The sequence below is a fragment of the Ewingella allii genome, from assembly GCF_044430645.1.
Lineage (GTDB): Bacteria > Pseudomonadota > Gammaproteobacteria > Enterobacterales > Enterobacteriaceae > Ewingella > Ewingella allii.
In genome coordinates this window covers 13,131-26,492 of the sequence record NZ_JAWUDN010000016.1, presented here as the reverse complement: position 1 = coordinate 26,492, position 13,362 = coordinate 13,131, and the positions used below count along the sequence as shown (strand labels likewise).

The 13,362-nt window shown below is 48.8% G+C and carries 28 protein-coding genes; 27 read left to right on the top strand and 1 reads right to left on the bottom strand.

Going from position 1 to position 13,362, the window contains the following annotated elements; genetic code table 11:
* The 3 genes from SBO83_RS21295 to bfr all read left to right on the top strand — a co-directional run.
* On the top strand, positions 1 to 68 hold a 68-nt coding region (locus tag SBO83_RS21295), incomplete at its 5' end, for an EF-Tu C-terminal domain-related protein (protein ID WP_130634147.1).
* Between the two features lie 122 nt (positions 69 to 190).
* Entirely contained in the window at positions 191 to 385 is a 195-nt protein-coding gene (gene bfd, locus SBO83_RS21290; protein ID WP_353503554.1) for a bacterioferritin-associated ferredoxin, read from the top strand.
* A gap of 84 nt (positions 386 to 469) precedes the next feature.
* Positions 470 to 952 (top strand): bacterioferritin, encoded by a 483-nt coding sequence (gene bfr / locus SBO83_RS21285; protein WP_353503553.1) that lies wholly within the window; start codon positions 470 to 472, stop codon positions 950 to 952.
* A 12-nt stretch (positions 953 to 964) separates the two neighbouring features.
* Here the strand turns inward: bfr and SBO83_RS21280 are convergent, their stop codons facing one another.
* Positions 965 to 1,792 carry a prepilin peptidase gene (locus tag SBO83_RS21280; protein ID WP_396132824.1) on the bottom strand — a complete coding sequence of 276 codons (828 nt, stop codon included), beginning with the start codon at positions 1,790 to 1,792 and terminating at the stop codon, positions 965 to 967.
* A 394-nt stretch (positions 1,793 to 2,186) separates the two neighbouring features.
* Here SBO83_RS21280 and rpsJ point away from each other — a divergent pair, with 394 nt between their 5' ends.
* The 24 genes from rpsJ to rpsM all read left to right on the top strand — a co-directional run bounded on the left by rpsJ (position 2,187) and on the right by rpsM (position 13,357).
* Positions 2,187 to 2,498, top strand: a complete 312-nt coding sequence (rpsJ, locus tag SBO83_RS21275; protein ID WP_009639175.1) for a 30S ribosomal protein S10 — start codon at positions 2,187 to 2,189, stop codon at positions 2,496 to 2,498.
* A 33-nt stretch (positions 2,499 to 2,531) separates the two neighbouring features.
* Entirely contained in the window at positions 2,532 to 3,161 is a 630-nt protein-coding gene (rplC, locus tag SBO83_RS21270) for a 50S ribosomal protein L3 (RefSeq protein WP_353503551.1), read from the top strand.
* Positions 3,162 to 3,177: 16 nt separating this feature from the next.
* Positions 3,178 to 3,783 carry a 50S ribosomal protein L4 gene (gene rplD / locus SBO83_RS21265; RefSeq protein ID WP_353503550.1) on the top strand — a complete coding sequence of 202 codons (606 nt, stop codon included), beginning with the start codon at positions 3,178 to 3,180 and terminating at the stop codon, positions 3,781 to 3,783.
* Positions 3,780 to 4,082, top strand: a complete 303-nt coding sequence (gene rplW / locus SBO83_RS21260; RefSeq protein ID WP_034793691.1) for a 50S ribosomal protein L23 — start codon at positions 3,780 to 3,782, stop codon at positions 4,080 to 4,082. The genes rplD and rplW overlap by 4 nt, the downstream gene beginning before the upstream one ends.
* An 18-nt stretch (positions 4,083 to 4,100) precedes the next feature.
* Positions 4,101 to 4,925, top strand: coding sequence for a 50S ribosomal protein L2 (gene rplB / locus SBO83_RS21255; protein WP_034793690.1), 825 nt, complete (start codon positions 4,101 to 4,103; stop codon positions 4,923 to 4,925).
* Between the two features lie 14 nt (positions 4,926 to 4,939).
* Entirely contained in the window at positions 4,940 to 5,218 is a 279-nt protein-coding gene (gene rpsS / locus SBO83_RS21250) for a 30S ribosomal protein S19 (protein WP_004929772.1), read from the top strand.
* 14 nt (positions 5,219 to 5,232) lie between these two features.
* The gene (gene rplV, locus SBO83_RS21245) at positions 5,233 to 5,565 is read left to right on the top strand and encodes a 50S ribosomal protein L22 (protein ID WP_004391423.1); all 333 of its coding nucleotides are present in this window, start codon (positions 5,233 to 5,235) and stop codon (positions 5,563 to 5,565) included.
* Positions 5,566 to 5,582: 17 nt separating this feature from the next.
* Complete coding sequence (gene rpsC / locus SBO83_RS21240; RefSeq protein WP_004929766.1) at positions 5,583 to 6,281, top strand: 30S ribosomal protein S3; 699 nt, start codon at positions 5,583 to 5,585, stop codon at positions 6,279 to 6,281.
* 12 nt (positions 6,282 to 6,293) lie between these two features.
* Positions 6,294 to 6,704 (top strand): 50S ribosomal protein L16, encoded by a 411-nt coding sequence (gene rplP, locus SBO83_RS21235; protein WP_009639183.1) that lies wholly within the window; start codon positions 6,294 to 6,296, stop codon positions 6,702 to 6,704.
* Positions 6,704 to 6,895 (top strand): 50S ribosomal protein L29, encoded by a 192-nt coding sequence (gene rpmC, locus SBO83_RS21230; protein ID WP_013573692.1) that lies wholly within the window; start codon positions 6,704 to 6,706, stop codon positions 6,893 to 6,895. Before rplP ends, rpmC begins: the two co-directional genes overlap by 1 nt.
* On the top strand, positions 6,895 to 7,149 hold the full coding sequence (gene rpsQ, locus SBO83_RS21225) for a 30S ribosomal protein S17 (protein WP_009639185.1): 255 nt from the start codon (positions 6,895 to 6,897) through the stop codon (positions 7,147 to 7,149). The genes rpmC and rpsQ overlap by 1 nt, the downstream gene beginning before the upstream one ends.
* A 169-nt stretch (positions 7,150 to 7,318) precedes the next feature.
* Positions 7,319 to 7,690, top strand: a complete 372-nt coding sequence (rplN, locus tag SBO83_RS21220; protein ID WP_008457164.1) for a 50S ribosomal protein L14 — start codon at positions 7,319 to 7,321, stop codon at positions 7,688 to 7,690.
* A gap of 10 nt (positions 7,691 to 7,700) precedes the next feature.
* Positions 7,701 to 8,015 carry a 50S ribosomal protein L24 gene (gene rplX, locus SBO83_RS21215; protein ID WP_034793679.1) on the top strand — a complete coding sequence of 105 codons (315 nt, stop codon included), beginning with the start codon at positions 7,701 to 7,703 and terminating at the stop codon, positions 8,013 to 8,015.
* 14 nt (positions 8,016 to 8,029) lie between these two features.
* Entirely contained in the window at positions 8,030 to 8,569 is a 540-nt protein-coding gene (rplE, locus tag SBO83_RS21210; RefSeq protein WP_034793676.1) for a 50S ribosomal protein L5, read from the top strand.
* 13 nt (positions 8,570 to 8,582) lie between these two features.
* A complete protein-coding gene (gene rpsN / locus SBO83_RS21205; protein ID WP_013573696.1) occupies positions 8,583 to 8,888 on the top strand; it encodes a 30S ribosomal protein S14 in 306 nt (101 codons plus the stop codon).
* Between the two features lie 33 nt (positions 8,889 to 8,921).
* Positions 8,922 to 9,314 carry a 30S ribosomal protein S8 gene (gene rpsH, locus SBO83_RS21200; RefSeq protein WP_013573697.1) on the top strand — a complete coding sequence of 131 codons (393 nt, stop codon included), beginning with the start codon at positions 8,922 to 8,924 and terminating at the stop codon, positions 9,312 to 9,314.
* A 13-nt stretch (positions 9,315 to 9,327) separates the two neighbouring features.
* A complete protein-coding gene (gene rplF / locus SBO83_RS21195) occupies positions 9,328 to 9,861 on the top strand; it encodes a 50S ribosomal protein L6 (protein ID WP_353503549.1) in 534 nt (177 codons plus the stop codon).
* A 9-nt stretch (positions 9,862 to 9,870) separates the two neighbouring features.
* Positions 9,871 to 10,224 (top strand): 50S ribosomal protein L18, encoded by a 354-nt coding sequence (gene rplR / locus SBO83_RS21190; protein WP_034793671.1) that lies wholly within the window; start codon positions 9,871 to 9,873, stop codon positions 10,222 to 10,224.
* Between the two features lie 14 nt (positions 10,225 to 10,238).
* Positions 10,239 to 10,739 (top strand): 30S ribosomal protein S5, encoded by a 501-nt coding sequence (rpsE, locus tag SBO83_RS21185; protein WP_013573700.1) that lies wholly within the window; start codon positions 10,239 to 10,241, stop codon positions 10,737 to 10,739.
* 6 nt (positions 10,740 to 10,745) lie between these two features.
* On the top strand, positions 10,746 to 10,925 hold the full coding sequence (gene rpmD / locus SBO83_RS21180; RefSeq protein ID WP_013573701.1) for a 50S ribosomal protein L30: 180 nt from the start codon (positions 10,746 to 10,748) through the stop codon (positions 10,923 to 10,925).
* A 3-nt stretch (positions 10,926 to 10,928) separates the two neighbouring features.
* The gene (rplO, locus tag SBO83_RS21175; protein ID WP_034793669.1) at positions 10,929 to 11,363 is read left to right on the top strand and encodes a 50S ribosomal protein L15; all 435 of its coding nucleotides are present in this window, start codon (positions 10,929 to 10,931) and stop codon (positions 11,361 to 11,363) included.
* A 7-nt stretch (positions 11,364 to 11,370) separates the two neighbouring features.
* Positions 11,371 to 12,702, top strand: coding sequence for a preprotein translocase subunit SecY (secY, locus tag SBO83_RS21170; protein WP_034793668.1), 1,332 nt, complete (start codon positions 11,371 to 11,373; stop codon positions 12,700 to 12,702).
* Between the two features lie 33 nt (positions 12,703 to 12,735).
* Entirely contained in the window at positions 12,736 to 12,852 is a 117-nt protein-coding gene (gene rpmJ / locus SBO83_RS21165; RefSeq protein ID WP_012768118.1) for a 50S ribosomal protein L36, read from the top strand.
* Between the two features lie 148 nt (positions 12,853 to 13,000).
* Positions 13,001 to 13,357 (top strand): 30S ribosomal protein S13, encoded by a 357-nt coding sequence (gene rpsM, locus SBO83_RS21160; protein WP_034793665.1) that lies wholly within the window; start codon positions 13,001 to 13,003, stop codon positions 13,355 to 13,357.
* Positions 13,358 to 13,362: the final 5 nt, after the last annotated feature.

The following is a 13,362-nucleotide window of genomic DNA, read 5'->3' as shown; positions in this document are numbered from 1 at the left end:
TGCGTTTCGCAATCCGTGAAGGTGGCCGTACTGTTGGTGCAGGTGTTGTTGCTAAAGTTATCGCTTAATCGCTGATAATTTCTGCAATAGAAAAGAGGGTGCTTCGGCACCCTTTTTTTATGCCTGAGTGTTGCAGTAATAACGATTCTCATTTACAGTTAGCTCAGGTTTTGTTCGATGTGTGGTTTCTATGTACGTGTGTTTATGTAATAGCGTTAGTGATAAAACAATCCGTCAGGCAGTTCGTCGCTATCAGCCCCAAACGTTCCAGCAGCTTAGAAGTTTTGTTCCGGTAGGTACGCAGTGCGGTAAATGTATCCGCGTCGCGCGCCAGATAATGGAAGACGAATTGCAGCAGATTCCACAATTCGACAATATCGCTTAAAAATACCTCGCCAAATGTAAGCCTTTTCTTTGACTTACTCTGAACCGGATCTACGCTTTAGATACCGGAACGGAGGAGTTACCTATGAAAGGCGATAAAAAAGTCATTGCACACCTCAATAAACTTCTAGGAAATGAACTGGTTGCAATCAATCAGTATTTTTTGCACGCCCGAATGTTTAAAAACTGGGGTCTGATGAGACTTAATGGCATCGAATACCATGAGTCAATTGATGAGATGAAGCATGCGGACCTCTATATCGAGCGCATTCTCTTCTTGGAAGGCATTCCTAATTTGCAAGATCTCGGCAAACTCAATATCGGGGAAGATGTTGAGGAGATGCTGAAGTCAGATTTACTGCTTGAGCTCGACGGGGCCAAAGACTTGCGTGAGGCAATCGCCTACGCCGATACAGTCCACGACTACGTTAGCCGTGATTTGATGATTAACATCCTCGCTGACGAAGAACATCACATTGATTGGATTGAGACCGAGCTCGAACTCATTGGGCGCGTGGGGATCCAAAACTACCTTCAGTCTCAACTCAAAGAAGAATCACAGAAATAGCGATGTGCTTTATTAGAACGTCAGCCAGACAGGGTCACTCTGCTGGCTGATATACATAATAAGCCCCGCAGAGGCTAAGCTCGGGCCGAACGGAATTTGCTTAGTCATGTGATTTCTCCTTTTGCTTACCAGTGCGAACACCATTCCCGTCAACGCAGCCAACATGCATAAGTGCGGTAACATTTGCCAGCCAACCCAGGCGCCGAGTGCCGCAAGCAGCTTGAAGTCACCATATCCCATCCCTTCCTTACCTGTGACTATTTTGACTCCCCAGTATAAAAACCATAAAGACAAGTATCCGGCCGCCGCGCCATAAACTGCATCTTGCAGCGCCACGTTGCCTAAGAATGAATTGACCAGCAAACCTGCCCACAGCAGCGGCAATGTCAGGCTATCCGGCAGCAAGGATGTGGCAAGGTCAATCAGGCTCAGCGCCAACAGAAACCAAAACAAGATAAGTGCGGCGCATAAAGCCGCTGGGGTTGAGAGCATGAAAGAAAGTGCTAAAAAGCCTAGGGCGCACAGACCTTCATTAAGAGGGTAAGAGCCAGGGATCTTACTCTGACAGTAGTGGCATCTCCCTTTCAAAACCAACCAACTGAGCAGCGGAACGTTATGCCAACACCGCAAAGTGTGTTGGCAGGCAGGGCAGTGAGAAGAAGGGAAACAAAGATTAAATCTGTGTGTGGTAATTCTTTCCGCTCGAGCAATAATCAAAGGGATACGGTAAACCACCACATTGAGAAAGCTGCCGGCAAGCAACCCGAAGAGAGTGATGCCGCTGTGGTAAAACCAACCCTGCGATACTACAGCACCACCAAGTAACTGCCATTCATCCATTTTGCCTTCCTCCATGAAGGGTATCTAAGCCGATTGCTGGCTAATCCTTCAGCGCAAGTTATCAGCAGAGAGGGGGAGGGGACGAGAGGTTTTTGTCTTTTGAGGGGCTTAAAAAGCCGTTCTGCGATCAGTGCTGGAAAGTGATGAGTGCAAAATAAAAGCATTTTGTTTGCCGTATTGGTTGCTTCCTACCTCTATTTACGTATAATGCGCGGGCTTACCTAATCTTGGTAAGCCTAATTCGATAAGGATTAGTTGATTAGCAATGCTGTACCGCTAATCAAACAATACTCCCGATATGGGGGTTATATGAAGAACGATTACACTCTCCCATCAATCGAAATGGGTTTGAGGAGTAATTATTTACGTTTAAAATAATTGGAGCTCTGGTCTCATGCAGAACCAAAGAATCCGTATCCGCCTGAAAGCGTTTGATCATCGTTTGATCGATCAATCAACTGCGGAAATCGTTGAGACTGCGAAGCGCACTGGTGCGCAAGTTCGTGGTCCAATCCCGCTGCCGACCCGCAAAGAGCGCTTTACCATTCTGATTTCTCCGCACGTCAATAAAGATGCGCGCGATCAGTATGAGATTCGCACTCACAAGCGTCTGGTTGACATCGTTGAGCCAACCGAGAAAACCGTTGATGCTCTGATGCGTCTGGATCTGGCTGCTGGTGTAGACGTGCAGATCAGCCTGGGTTAATCAGGGTCATTGAGCGATTGAGAGGTTGAAACAATGATTGGTTTAGTCGGTAAGAAAGTGGGTATGACACGTATCTTCACAGAAGATGGTGTTTCTATCCCAGTAACCGTTATCGAAATTGAAGCAAACCGCGTTACTCAGGTCAAAGACCTGGACAACGACGGTTACCGTGCTGTGCAAGTTACTACTGGTAGCAAAAAAGCTAACCGTGTAACTAAACCAGAAGCGGGTCACTTCGCTAAAGCTGGCGTAGAAGCTGGCCGCGGTCTGTGGGAATTCCGCCTTGCAGAAGGTGAAGAATTTACTGCAGGTCAGGACATTAGCGTTGAAATTTTCGCAGACGTTAAGAAAGTAGATGTTACCGGTACTTCTAAAGGTAAAGGTTTTGCTGGCACAGTTAAGCGCTGGAATTTCCGTACCCAAGACGCTACCCACGGTAACTCCTTGTCTCACCGTGTTCCGGGTTCTATCGGTCAGAACCAGACTCCGGGCAAAGTGTTCAAAGGCAAGAAAATGGCAGGCCAACTGGGTAACGAGCGTGTAACCGTTCAAAGCCTGGACGTAGTACGTGTTGACGCTGAGCGCAACCTGCTGCTGGTCAAGGGTGCTGTTCCGGGTGCTACCGGTGGCAACCTGATCGTTAAACCTGCTGTTAAGGCTTAACGTCGAGGAGATAGGAATGGAATTAGTAGTGAAAGACGCGCAAAGCGCGCTGACTGTTTCCGAAACTACCTTCGGGCGTGATTTCAATGAAGCGCTGGTACACCAGGTCGTTGTTGCGTATGCAGCAGGTGCCCGTCAAGGTACTCGCGCTCAGAAGACCCGTGCTGAAGTAACTGGTTCCGGTAAAAAACCATGGCGTCAGAAAGGTACTGGCCGTGCGCGAGCAGGTTCTGTAAAGAGCCCAATCTGGCGTTCCGGTGGTGTTACCTTCGCTGCAAAGCCACAGGACCACAGTCAAAAAGTAAATAAAAAGATGTACCGCGGCGCGCTGAAAAGCATTCTGTCCGAACTGGTACGTCAAGATCGCTTGATCGTAGTCGAGCAGTTCTCTGTAGAAGCGCCTAAAACTAAGCTGCTGGCACAGAAACTGAAAGACATGGCTCTGGAAGACGTGCTGATTGTAACTGGCGAAGTCGACGAGAACCTGTTCCTGGCCGCACGCAACCTGTACAAGGTTGATGTACGTGATGTAGCAGGTATCGATCCAGTAAGCCTGATCGCCTTCGACAAAGTCGTTATGACTTCTGACGCGGTGAAGCAAGTTGAGGAGATGCTGGCATGATTCGTGAAGAACGTCTGCTGAAAGTGCTGCGCGCGCCGCACGTTTCTGAAAAAGCTTCTACTGCGATGGAAAAGAACAACACCATCGTTCTCAAAGTTGCCAAAGACGCGACTAAAGCAGAAATCAAAGCTGCGGTTAAGAAACTGTTTGAAGTCGAAGTCGAAGACGTTAACACCCTGCTTGTTAAAGGCAAAGTGAAGCGTCACGGTCAGCGTGTTGGTCGTCGTAGCGACTGGAAAAAAGCTTACGTTACCCTGAAAGAAGGCCAGAATCTGGACTTCATCAGCGGCGCAGAGTAAGTCGGAGGAGTTTGAACAATGGCAATTGTTAAATGTAAACCTACATCTCCGGGCCGCCGCCATGTTGTTAAAGTGGTTAACCAGGAGTTGCACAAGGGTAAACCTTATGCCCCGCTGCTTGAAAAACTGAGCAAAAGCGGTGGTCGTAACAACAATGGCCGTATCACCACCCGTCATATCGGTGGTGGCCACAAGCAGCATTATCGTCTGGTTGACTTCAAACGCAACAAAGACGGTATCGCAGCAGTGGTTGAGCGTCTGGAGTACGATCCGAACCGTTCAGCGAATATCGCTCTGGTTCTGTACAAAGACGGCGAACGCCGTTATATCCTGGCGCCGAAAGGCCTGAAAGTGGGTGACCAGATCCAATCTGGCGTTGATGCAGCAATTAAGACAGGTAACGCCCTGCCTATGCGCAACATCCCAGTAGGTTCAACGGTTCATAACGTAGAAATGAAACCAGGTAAGGGTGGCCAGATGGCTCGTTCTGCTGGTGCCTACGTTCAGATCGTTGCACGTGACGGTTCCTACGTAACTCTGCGTCTGCGCTCTGGCGAAATGCGTAAAGTTCAAGTTGATTGCCGCGCCACCTTAGGTGAAGTCGGTAACGCTGAACATATGCTTCGCGTTCTGGGTAAAGCAGGTGCTGCACGTTGGCGTGGTATTCGTCCTACCGTTCGCGGTACTGCGATGAACCCAGTCGATCACCCACACGGTGGTGGTGAAGGTCGTAACTTTGGTAAGCACCCGGTAACCCCGTGGGGCGTTCAGACCAAAGGTAAGAAGACCCGTAGCAACAAGCGTACTGATAAATTCATTGTACGTCGCCGTAGCAAAAAATAATTAGAGGATAAGCCATGCCACGTTCTCTCAAGAAAGGTCCTTTTATTGACCTGCACTTGCTGAAGAAGGTAGAGAAAGCGGTGGAAAGCGGTGACAAGAAGCCTTTGCGCACTTGGTCCCGTCGTTCAACGATCTTTCCTAACATGATCGGTTTGACCATCGCTGTCCATAATGGTCGTCAGCACGTACCAGTATTTGTTTCCGACGAAATGGTCGGTCACAAACTGGGTGAATTCGCGCCGACTCGTACTTATCGCGGCCATGCGGCTGATAAAAAAGCTAAAAAGCGCTAAGGTAGGAGGAAGAGATGGAAACTATCGCTAAACATCGCCACGCTCGTTCTTCTGCTCAGAAGGTTCGCCTTGTTGCTGACCTGATCCGCGGTAAGAAAGTGTCGCAAGCTCTGGAAACTTTGGCCTACACCAACAAGAAAGCTGCTGGTTTGGTTAAGAAGGTACTAGAGTCTGCCATTGCTAACGCAGAACACAACGATGGCGCTGACATCGATGATCTGAAAGTCACGAAGATTTTCGTAGACGAAGGCCCAAGCATGAAGCGCATTATGCCGCGTGCTAAAGGTCGTGCAGATCGCATTCTGAAGCGCACCAGCCACATTACTGTGGTTGTGTCCGATCGCTGAGACTCTGGAGACTAGCAATGGGTCAGAAAGTACATCCTAATGGTATTCGACTAGGTATTGTCAAACCTTGGAACTCTACTTGGTATGCAAATACCAAAGAATTCGCTGACAACCTGGACAGCGACTTTAAAGTTCGCCAGTTCTTGACTAAAGAATTGTCGAAAGCTTCCGTTTCTCGCATCGTTATCGAGCGTCCAGCGAAGAGCATCCGTGTGACTATTCACACCGCTCGTCCTGGCATCGTTATCGGCAAGAAAGGTGAAGATGTCGAAAAACTGCGTAAGGTCGTAGCGGATATCGCTGGCGTTCCTGCGCAAATTAACATCGCCGAAGTCCGCAAGCCGGAACTTGACGCTAAATTGGTTGCTGACAGCATCACTTCACAGCTGGAACGTCGCGTTATGTTCCGTCGTGCTATGAAGCGTGCTGTACAGAACGCAATGCGTCTTGGCGCTAAAGGTATCAAAGTTGAAGTAAGCGGCCGTCTTGGCGGTGCTGAAATCGCGCGTACTGAATGGTACCGTGAAGGTCGTGTTCCGTTGCACACTCTGCGTGCGGATATCGATTACAACACATCTGAAGCGCACACCACTTATGGTGTAATCGGCGTTAAGGTATGGATCTTCAAAGGTGAGATCCTGGGTGGTATGGCTGCAGTTGAACAACCGGAACCGGCTGCTCAACCTAAAAAGCAGCAGCGTAAAGGCCGCAAGTAAGGAGAGTCGCTGATGTTACAACCAAAGCGTACAAAATTCCGTAAGGTGCACAAAGGCCGCAACCGTGGTCTTGCGCAAGGTACGGATGTGAGCTTCGGCACTTACGGTCTAAAAGCTGTTGGCCGTGGTCGTCTGACTGCTCGTCAAATTGAAGCAGCACGTCGTGCGATGACCCGTGCAGTTAAGCGTCAAGGTAAGATCTGGATCCGTGTATTCCCGGACAAACCGATCACCGAGAAGCCACTGGAAGTTCGTATGGGTAAAGGTAAAGGTAACGTGGAGTATTGGGTTGCCTTGATCCAGCCTGGTAAAGTCCTGTACGAAATGGACGGTGTGCCTGAAGAGCTGGCTCGTGAAGCCTTCCAGCTGGCAGCAGCCAAACTGCCTATCAAAACCACCTTTGTAACTAAGACGGTGATGTAATGAAAGCACAAGAGCTGCGCGAAAAAAGCGTGGAAGAGCTGAACACTGAGCTTCTTAACCTTTTGCGTGAGCAGTTTAACCTGCGCATGCAAACGGCAAGTGGCCAGTTGCAGCAAACACACCTGTTGAAACAAGTGCGTCGTGATGTTGCACGTGTGAAGACTTTACTGACTGAAAAGGCGGGTGCGTAATGAGTGACAAGATCCGTACTCTGCAAGGTCGTGTTATCAGTGACAAAATGGAGAAATCCATCGTTGTTGCGATTGAACGTTTTGTGAAACACCCAATCTACGGTAAATTCATCAAGCGTACGACTAAGCTGCACGTACATGACGAGAACAACGAATGCGGTATCGGCGACGTCGTTGAAATTAGCGAATGCCGTCCGCTGTCTAAGACTAAGTCTTGGACACTGGTTCGCGTTGTAGAGAAAGCGATTCTGTAATAGACTCGTCGTCTCAAAAATAGATAAACGGCTCATAACTGTGGGCCGTTTATTTTTTCTACCCATAATCTGGAACCGGTGTTATAATGCCGCGCCCTCATTTATGGGGATTTCTTAACGACCTATTCCTGGGTCCTAAAGTTGTAGTTGACATTAGCGGAGCACTAACATGATCCAAGAACAGACTATGCTGACCGTGGCCGACAACTCCGGTGCACGTCGCGTAATGTGTATCAAGGTTCTAGGTGGCTCGCACCGTCGCTACGCAGGCGTCGGCGACATCATCAAAATTACCATCAAGGAAGCAATTCCTCGCGGTAAGGTGAAGAAAGGCGATGTGCTGAAGGCGGTAGTGGTGCGCACCAAGAAGGGTGTTCGTCGCCCGGACGGTTCTGTCATTCGCTTCGATGGTAATGCATGCGTTATTTTAAACAATAACAGCGAGCAGCCAATCGGCACGCGTATTTTTGGGCCGGTAACTCGTGAACTGCGTAATGAGAAGTTCATGAAAATTATCTCTCTGGCACCAGAAGTACTCTAAGGAGCGAACCATGGCAGCGAAAATCCGTCGTGATGACGAAGTTATCCTGCTTACCGGCAAAGATAAAGGTAAGCGCGGTAAAGTAAAAAATGTCCTGTCTTCTGGTAAGGTCATTGTTGAAGGTATCAACCTGGTTAAAAAACATCAGAAGCCTGTACCGGCTCTGAACCAACCAGGCGGCATCGTTGAAAAAGAAGCTGCAATTCAGGTTTCTAACGTTGCTATCTTCAACGCGGCAACCGGTAAGGCTGACCGTGTAGGCTTTAGATTCGAAGACGGCAAAAAAGTCCGTTTCTTCAAGTCTAACAGCGAAACTATCAAGTAATTTGGAGTAGTACGATGGCGAAACTGCATGATTACTACAAAGACGATGTCGTAAAAAAACTCATGACTGAGTTTGGTTACAATTCTGTCATGCAAGTCCCTCGGGTCGAGAAGATCACCCTGAACATGGGTGTAGGTGAAGCGATCGCTGACAAGAAACTGCTGGATAATGCAGCAGCTGACCTGGCAGCGATCTCCGGTCAAAAACCGTTGATCACCAAAGCACGCAAATCAGTTGCAGGCTTCAAAATCCGTCAGGGCTATCCGATCGGCTGTAAAGTAACTCTGCGTGGCGAACGCATGTGGGAGTTCTTTGAGCGTCTGGTCTCTATTGCTGTTCCACGTATTCGTGACTTCCGCGGCTTGTCTGCTAAGTCTTTCGATGGTCGTGGTAACTACAGCATGGGCGTGCGTGAACAGATCATCTTCCCGGAAATCGATTATGATAAAGTCGATCGCGTTCGTGGTTTAGATATTACTATCACCACTACTGCGAAATCCGATGATGAAGGCCGCGCTCTGCTGGCTGCCTTTAACTTCCCGTTCCGCAAGTAAGGCAGGGTTACTAATGGCTAAGCAATCCATGAAAGCACGCGAAGTCGTTCGCGTGAAACTGGCTGACAAATACCGCGCTAAACGCGAGGAATTGAAAGCTATTATCTCTGGTGTGAACTCTTCCGACGAAGATCGTTGGGATGCGGTTCTTAAGCTGCAGTCTCTGCCGCGTGATTCCAGCCCGTCTCGTCAGCGTAACCGCTGCCGTCAAACTGGTCGTCCGCATGCTTTCCTGCGGAAGTTCGGGTTGAGCCGTATTAAGGTCCGTGAAGCCGCTATGCGCGGTGAAATTCCGGGTCTTAAAAAGGCTAGCTGGTAATTTTCACCAATTGAATCACGGGAGTAAAGACAGATGAGCATGCAAGATCCGATCGCGGATATGCTGACCCGTATCCGTAACGGTCAAGCCGCGAACAAAGTTGCGGTCACCATGCCTTCCTCCAAGCTGAAAGTGGCAATTGCCAACGTGCTGAAGGAAGAAGGTTATATTGAAGAATTTAAAATCGAAGGCGACGCCAAACCTGAACTGGAATTAGTACTGAAGTACTTCCAGGGCAAGGCAGTGGTAGAAAGCATTCAACGTATCAGCCGTCCAGGTCTGCGCATCTATAAGAAAAAAGATGAGCTGCCAAAAGTTATGGCCGGTATGGGTATCGCTGTTATTTCTACCTCTAAAGGTGTTATGACTGATCGTGCAGCTCGCCAGGCTGGTCTTGGTGGCGAGATTATCTGCTACGTAGCTTAATCGGGAGGAAAGAATGTCTCGTGTTGCAAAAGCACCCGTCGTCATTCCTGCCGGCGTAGAGGTAAAACTCAACGGTCAGGTTATTACGATTAAGGGTAAAAACGGCGAGCTGTCACGTACTATCCATGACGCCGTTGTAGTTAAACAGGAAGAAAACACCATCACTTTCGCTCCACGTGAAGGTTTTGTTGACGGTTGGGCCCAAGCGGGTACAACTCGTGCACTGTTGAATGCAATGGTTGTTGGTGTTACCGACGGCTTCACTAAAAAGCTTCAATTGGTTGGCGTTGGTTATCGTGCTGCCGTTAAAGGCAATGTGGTGAATTTAGCTTTAGGCTTCTCTCACCCAGTAGATCACCAGCTGCCGGAAGGCATCACTGCTGAATGTCCGACCCAAACTGAAATCGTGCTGAAAGGCGCTGATAAACAAGTTATCGGTCAGGTTGCAGCAGATTTACGTGCCTACCGTCGTCCTGAGCCTTATAAAGGCAAGGGTGTCCGTTACGCCGACGAAGTCGTGCGTACCAAAGAGGCTAAGAAGAAGTAAGGTAACACTATGGATAAGAAATCTGCTCGTATCCGTCGTGCGACCCGCGCACGCCGCAAGCTCAAAGAATTGGGTGCGACACGTCTGGTGGTACATCGTACCCCGCGTCATATTTACGCACAGGTTATCGCACCAAACGGTTCTGAAGTATTAGTTGCTGCATCAACTGTAGAAAAAACTATTACTGAGCAACTGAAGTATACCGGCAACAAAGATGCTGCCACTGCTGTAGGTAAAGCTATCGCAGAACGCGCATTGGAAAAAGGGATCACGAAAGTATCCTTTGACCGTTCCGGTTTCCAATATCATGGTCGAGTCCAGGCACTGGCAGATGCTGCCCGTGAAGCTGGCCTTCAGTTCTAAGGAAGAGGTTTAAGATGGCTCACATCGAAAAACAAGCTGGCGAACTGCAGGAAAAGCTGATCGCGGTAAACCGCGTATCTAAAACCGTAAAAGGTGGCCGTATCTTCAGCTTTACCGCACTGACAGTAGTTGGTGATGGTAACGGTCGCGTTGGTTTTGGCTACGGCAAAGCACGCGAAGTTCCGGCAGCGATCCAGAAAGCGATGGAAAAAGCCCGTCGCAACATGATGAATGTCGCGCTGAACAGCGGCACCCTGCAGCACCCAGTTAAAGGTGCTCATACGGGTTCCCGTGTGTTCATGCAGCCGGCTTCCGAAGGTACCGGTATTATCGCCGGTGGTGCAATGCGTGCCGTCCTGGAAGTCGCTGGGGTGCATAACGTATTGGCTAAAGCTTATGGTTCTACAAACCCGATCAACGTGGTTCGTGCAACTATCGACGCTCTGGCAAATATGAAATCCCCACAAATGGTCGCTGCCAAGCGTGGTAAATCCGTTGAAGAAATTCTGGGGTAATTAACCATGGCAAAGACTATTAAAGTAACACAAACTCGCAGCTCTATTGGCCGCTTGCCGAAACACAAGGCAACGCTGTTAGGCTTAGGTCTGCGTCGTATTGGTCATACTGTAGAGCGTGAGGATACTCCTGCTGTACGCGGTATGATCAACCTGGTTTCCTACATGGTTAAGGTTGAGGAGTAAGAGATGCGTTTAAATACTCTGTCTCCGGCTGAAGGTGCCAAACAAGCGCCGAAGCGTGTAGGTCGTGGTATTGGTTCTGGCCTAGGTAAAACCGGCGGTCGTGGTCACAAAGGTCAGAACTCACGTTCTGGTGGTGGCGTACGTCGTGGTTTTGAAGGTGGTCAGATGCCTTTATACCGTCGTTTGCCGAAATTCGGCTTCACCTCTCGCAAAGCAATGATCACGGCAGAAGTTCGTCTGTCTGAACTTGCTCTTGTAGAAGGCGACGTAATCGACCTGAGCACGCTGAAAGCCGCTAACGTAGTTGGTATCCAGATCGAGTTCGCGAAAGTTATTCTTTCTGGCGAAGTTGGTCGTGCGGTAACTCTGCGTGGTTTGCGTGTCACCAAAGGCGCTCGTGCTGCTATCGAAGCTGCTGGCGGTAAAATTGAGGAATAAGTAGCAGATGGCTAAGCAACCGGGGTTAGATTTCCAAAGTGCCAAGGGTGGACTAGGCGAACTGAAGCGCAGACTTTTGTTTGTTATCGGTGCGTTGATCGTTTTCCGTATCGGCTCTTTTATTCCGATCCCTGGTATTGATGCCACTGTACTTGCCAAATTGCTCGAGCAGCAAAGAGGCACCATCATTGAAATGTTTAACATGTTCTCTGGTGGTGCTCTCAGCCGTGCTTCTATCTTTGCATTGGGTATCATGCCGTACATTTCGGCATCGATTATTATCCAGCTGCTGACGGTGGTTCATCCAGCGTTAGCAGAGATAAAGAAAGAAGGGGAGGCTGGCCGTCGTAAGATTAGCCAGTACACCCGCTACGGTACGCTGGTATTAGCTGTGTTTCAGTCAATCGGTATTGCTACCGGTTTACCGAACATGCCTGGTATGCAAGGCCTGGTATTAAACCCAGGCTTTGCCTTCTACTTTACTGCTGTTGTTAGCTTAGTTACCGGGACAATGTTCCTGATGTGGTTAGGTGAACAGATTACTGAACGCGGTATCGGTAACGGTATCTCAATCATAATCTTCGCGGGTATCGTAGCAGGTCTACCACCGGCAGTAGCTCATACTATCGAACAAGCTCGGCAAGGCGACCTGCACTTCCTCCTGTTGCTGTTGGTTGCAGTTTTAGTGTTTGCAGTGACTTTCTTTGTTGTGTTCGTAGAGCGTGGTCAACGTCGTATCGTTGTTAACTATGCTAAACGCCAACAGGGTCGTCGTGTTTATGCAGCACAGAGCACGCACTTACCGTTGAAAGTGAATATGGCCGGGGTTATCCCAGCGATCTTCGCTTCCAGCATTATTCTGTTCCCTGCCACGATTGCATCATGGTTTGGGGGCGGGACTGGTTGGAACTGGCTGACTACGATTTCGCTGTATTTGCAGCCTGGGCAACCGCTTTATGTGTTACTCTATGCGACTGCAATCATCTTCTTCTGTTTCTTTTACACTGCGTTGGTTTTCAACCCTCGCGAGACAGCAGATAACCTGAAGAAGTCCGGTGCATTTGTACCAGGAATTCGTCCGGGAGAGCAAACGGCGAAGTACATCGATAAAGTAATGACTCGTTTAACCTTAATTGGTGCGATGTATATTACTTTCATCTGCCTTATCCCGGAGTTCATGCGTGACGCAATGAAAGTGCCATTCTACTTTGGTGGTACCTCACTACTAATCGTAGTTGTTGTCATTATGGACTTTATGGCTCAAGTGCAAACTCTGATGATGTCAAGTCAGTACGAGTCTGCATTGAAGAAAGCAAACCTGAAAGGCTATAACCGCTAATCTGGTGCGTTTGCGAAGTTACGGAGAGTAAAAATGAAAGTTCGTGCTTCCGTCAAGAAATTATGTCGTAACTGCAAAATCGTTAAGCGTAACGGTATCGTTCGCGTAATCTGCAGCGCCGAGCCGAAGCATAAACAGCGTCAAGGCTGATTATCTCGCATATTTTTCTTGCAAAGTTGGGTTGAGCTGGCTAGATTAGCCAGCCAATCTTTTGTATGTAAGCTGCAACATTATTTGAGTATCCTGAAAACGGGCTTTTCAGAATGGTGTTGCCGTATATAAATAGTAGGAGTGCATAGTGGCCCGTATAGCAGGCATTAACATTCCTGATCAAAAACATACCGTGATCGCATTAACTTCGATCTACGGCATCGGTAAAACCCGTTCACAGGCTATCTGTGCAGCGTCTGGTATTGCTGAAAATGTTAAGATCAGTGAGCTGTCTGAAGAGCAAATCGAAAAGCTGCGTGACGAAGTTGCCAAGTTCATTGTTGAAGGTGATCTGCGTCGTGAAGTCACCCTGAGCATCAAGCGTCTTATGGACCTTGGGACTTATCGTGGTTTGCGTCATCGTCGTGGTCTTCCAGTGCGCGGTCAGCGTACTAAGACTAACGCACGTACCCGTAAGGGTCCGCGTAAACCGATCAAGAAATAATCGGG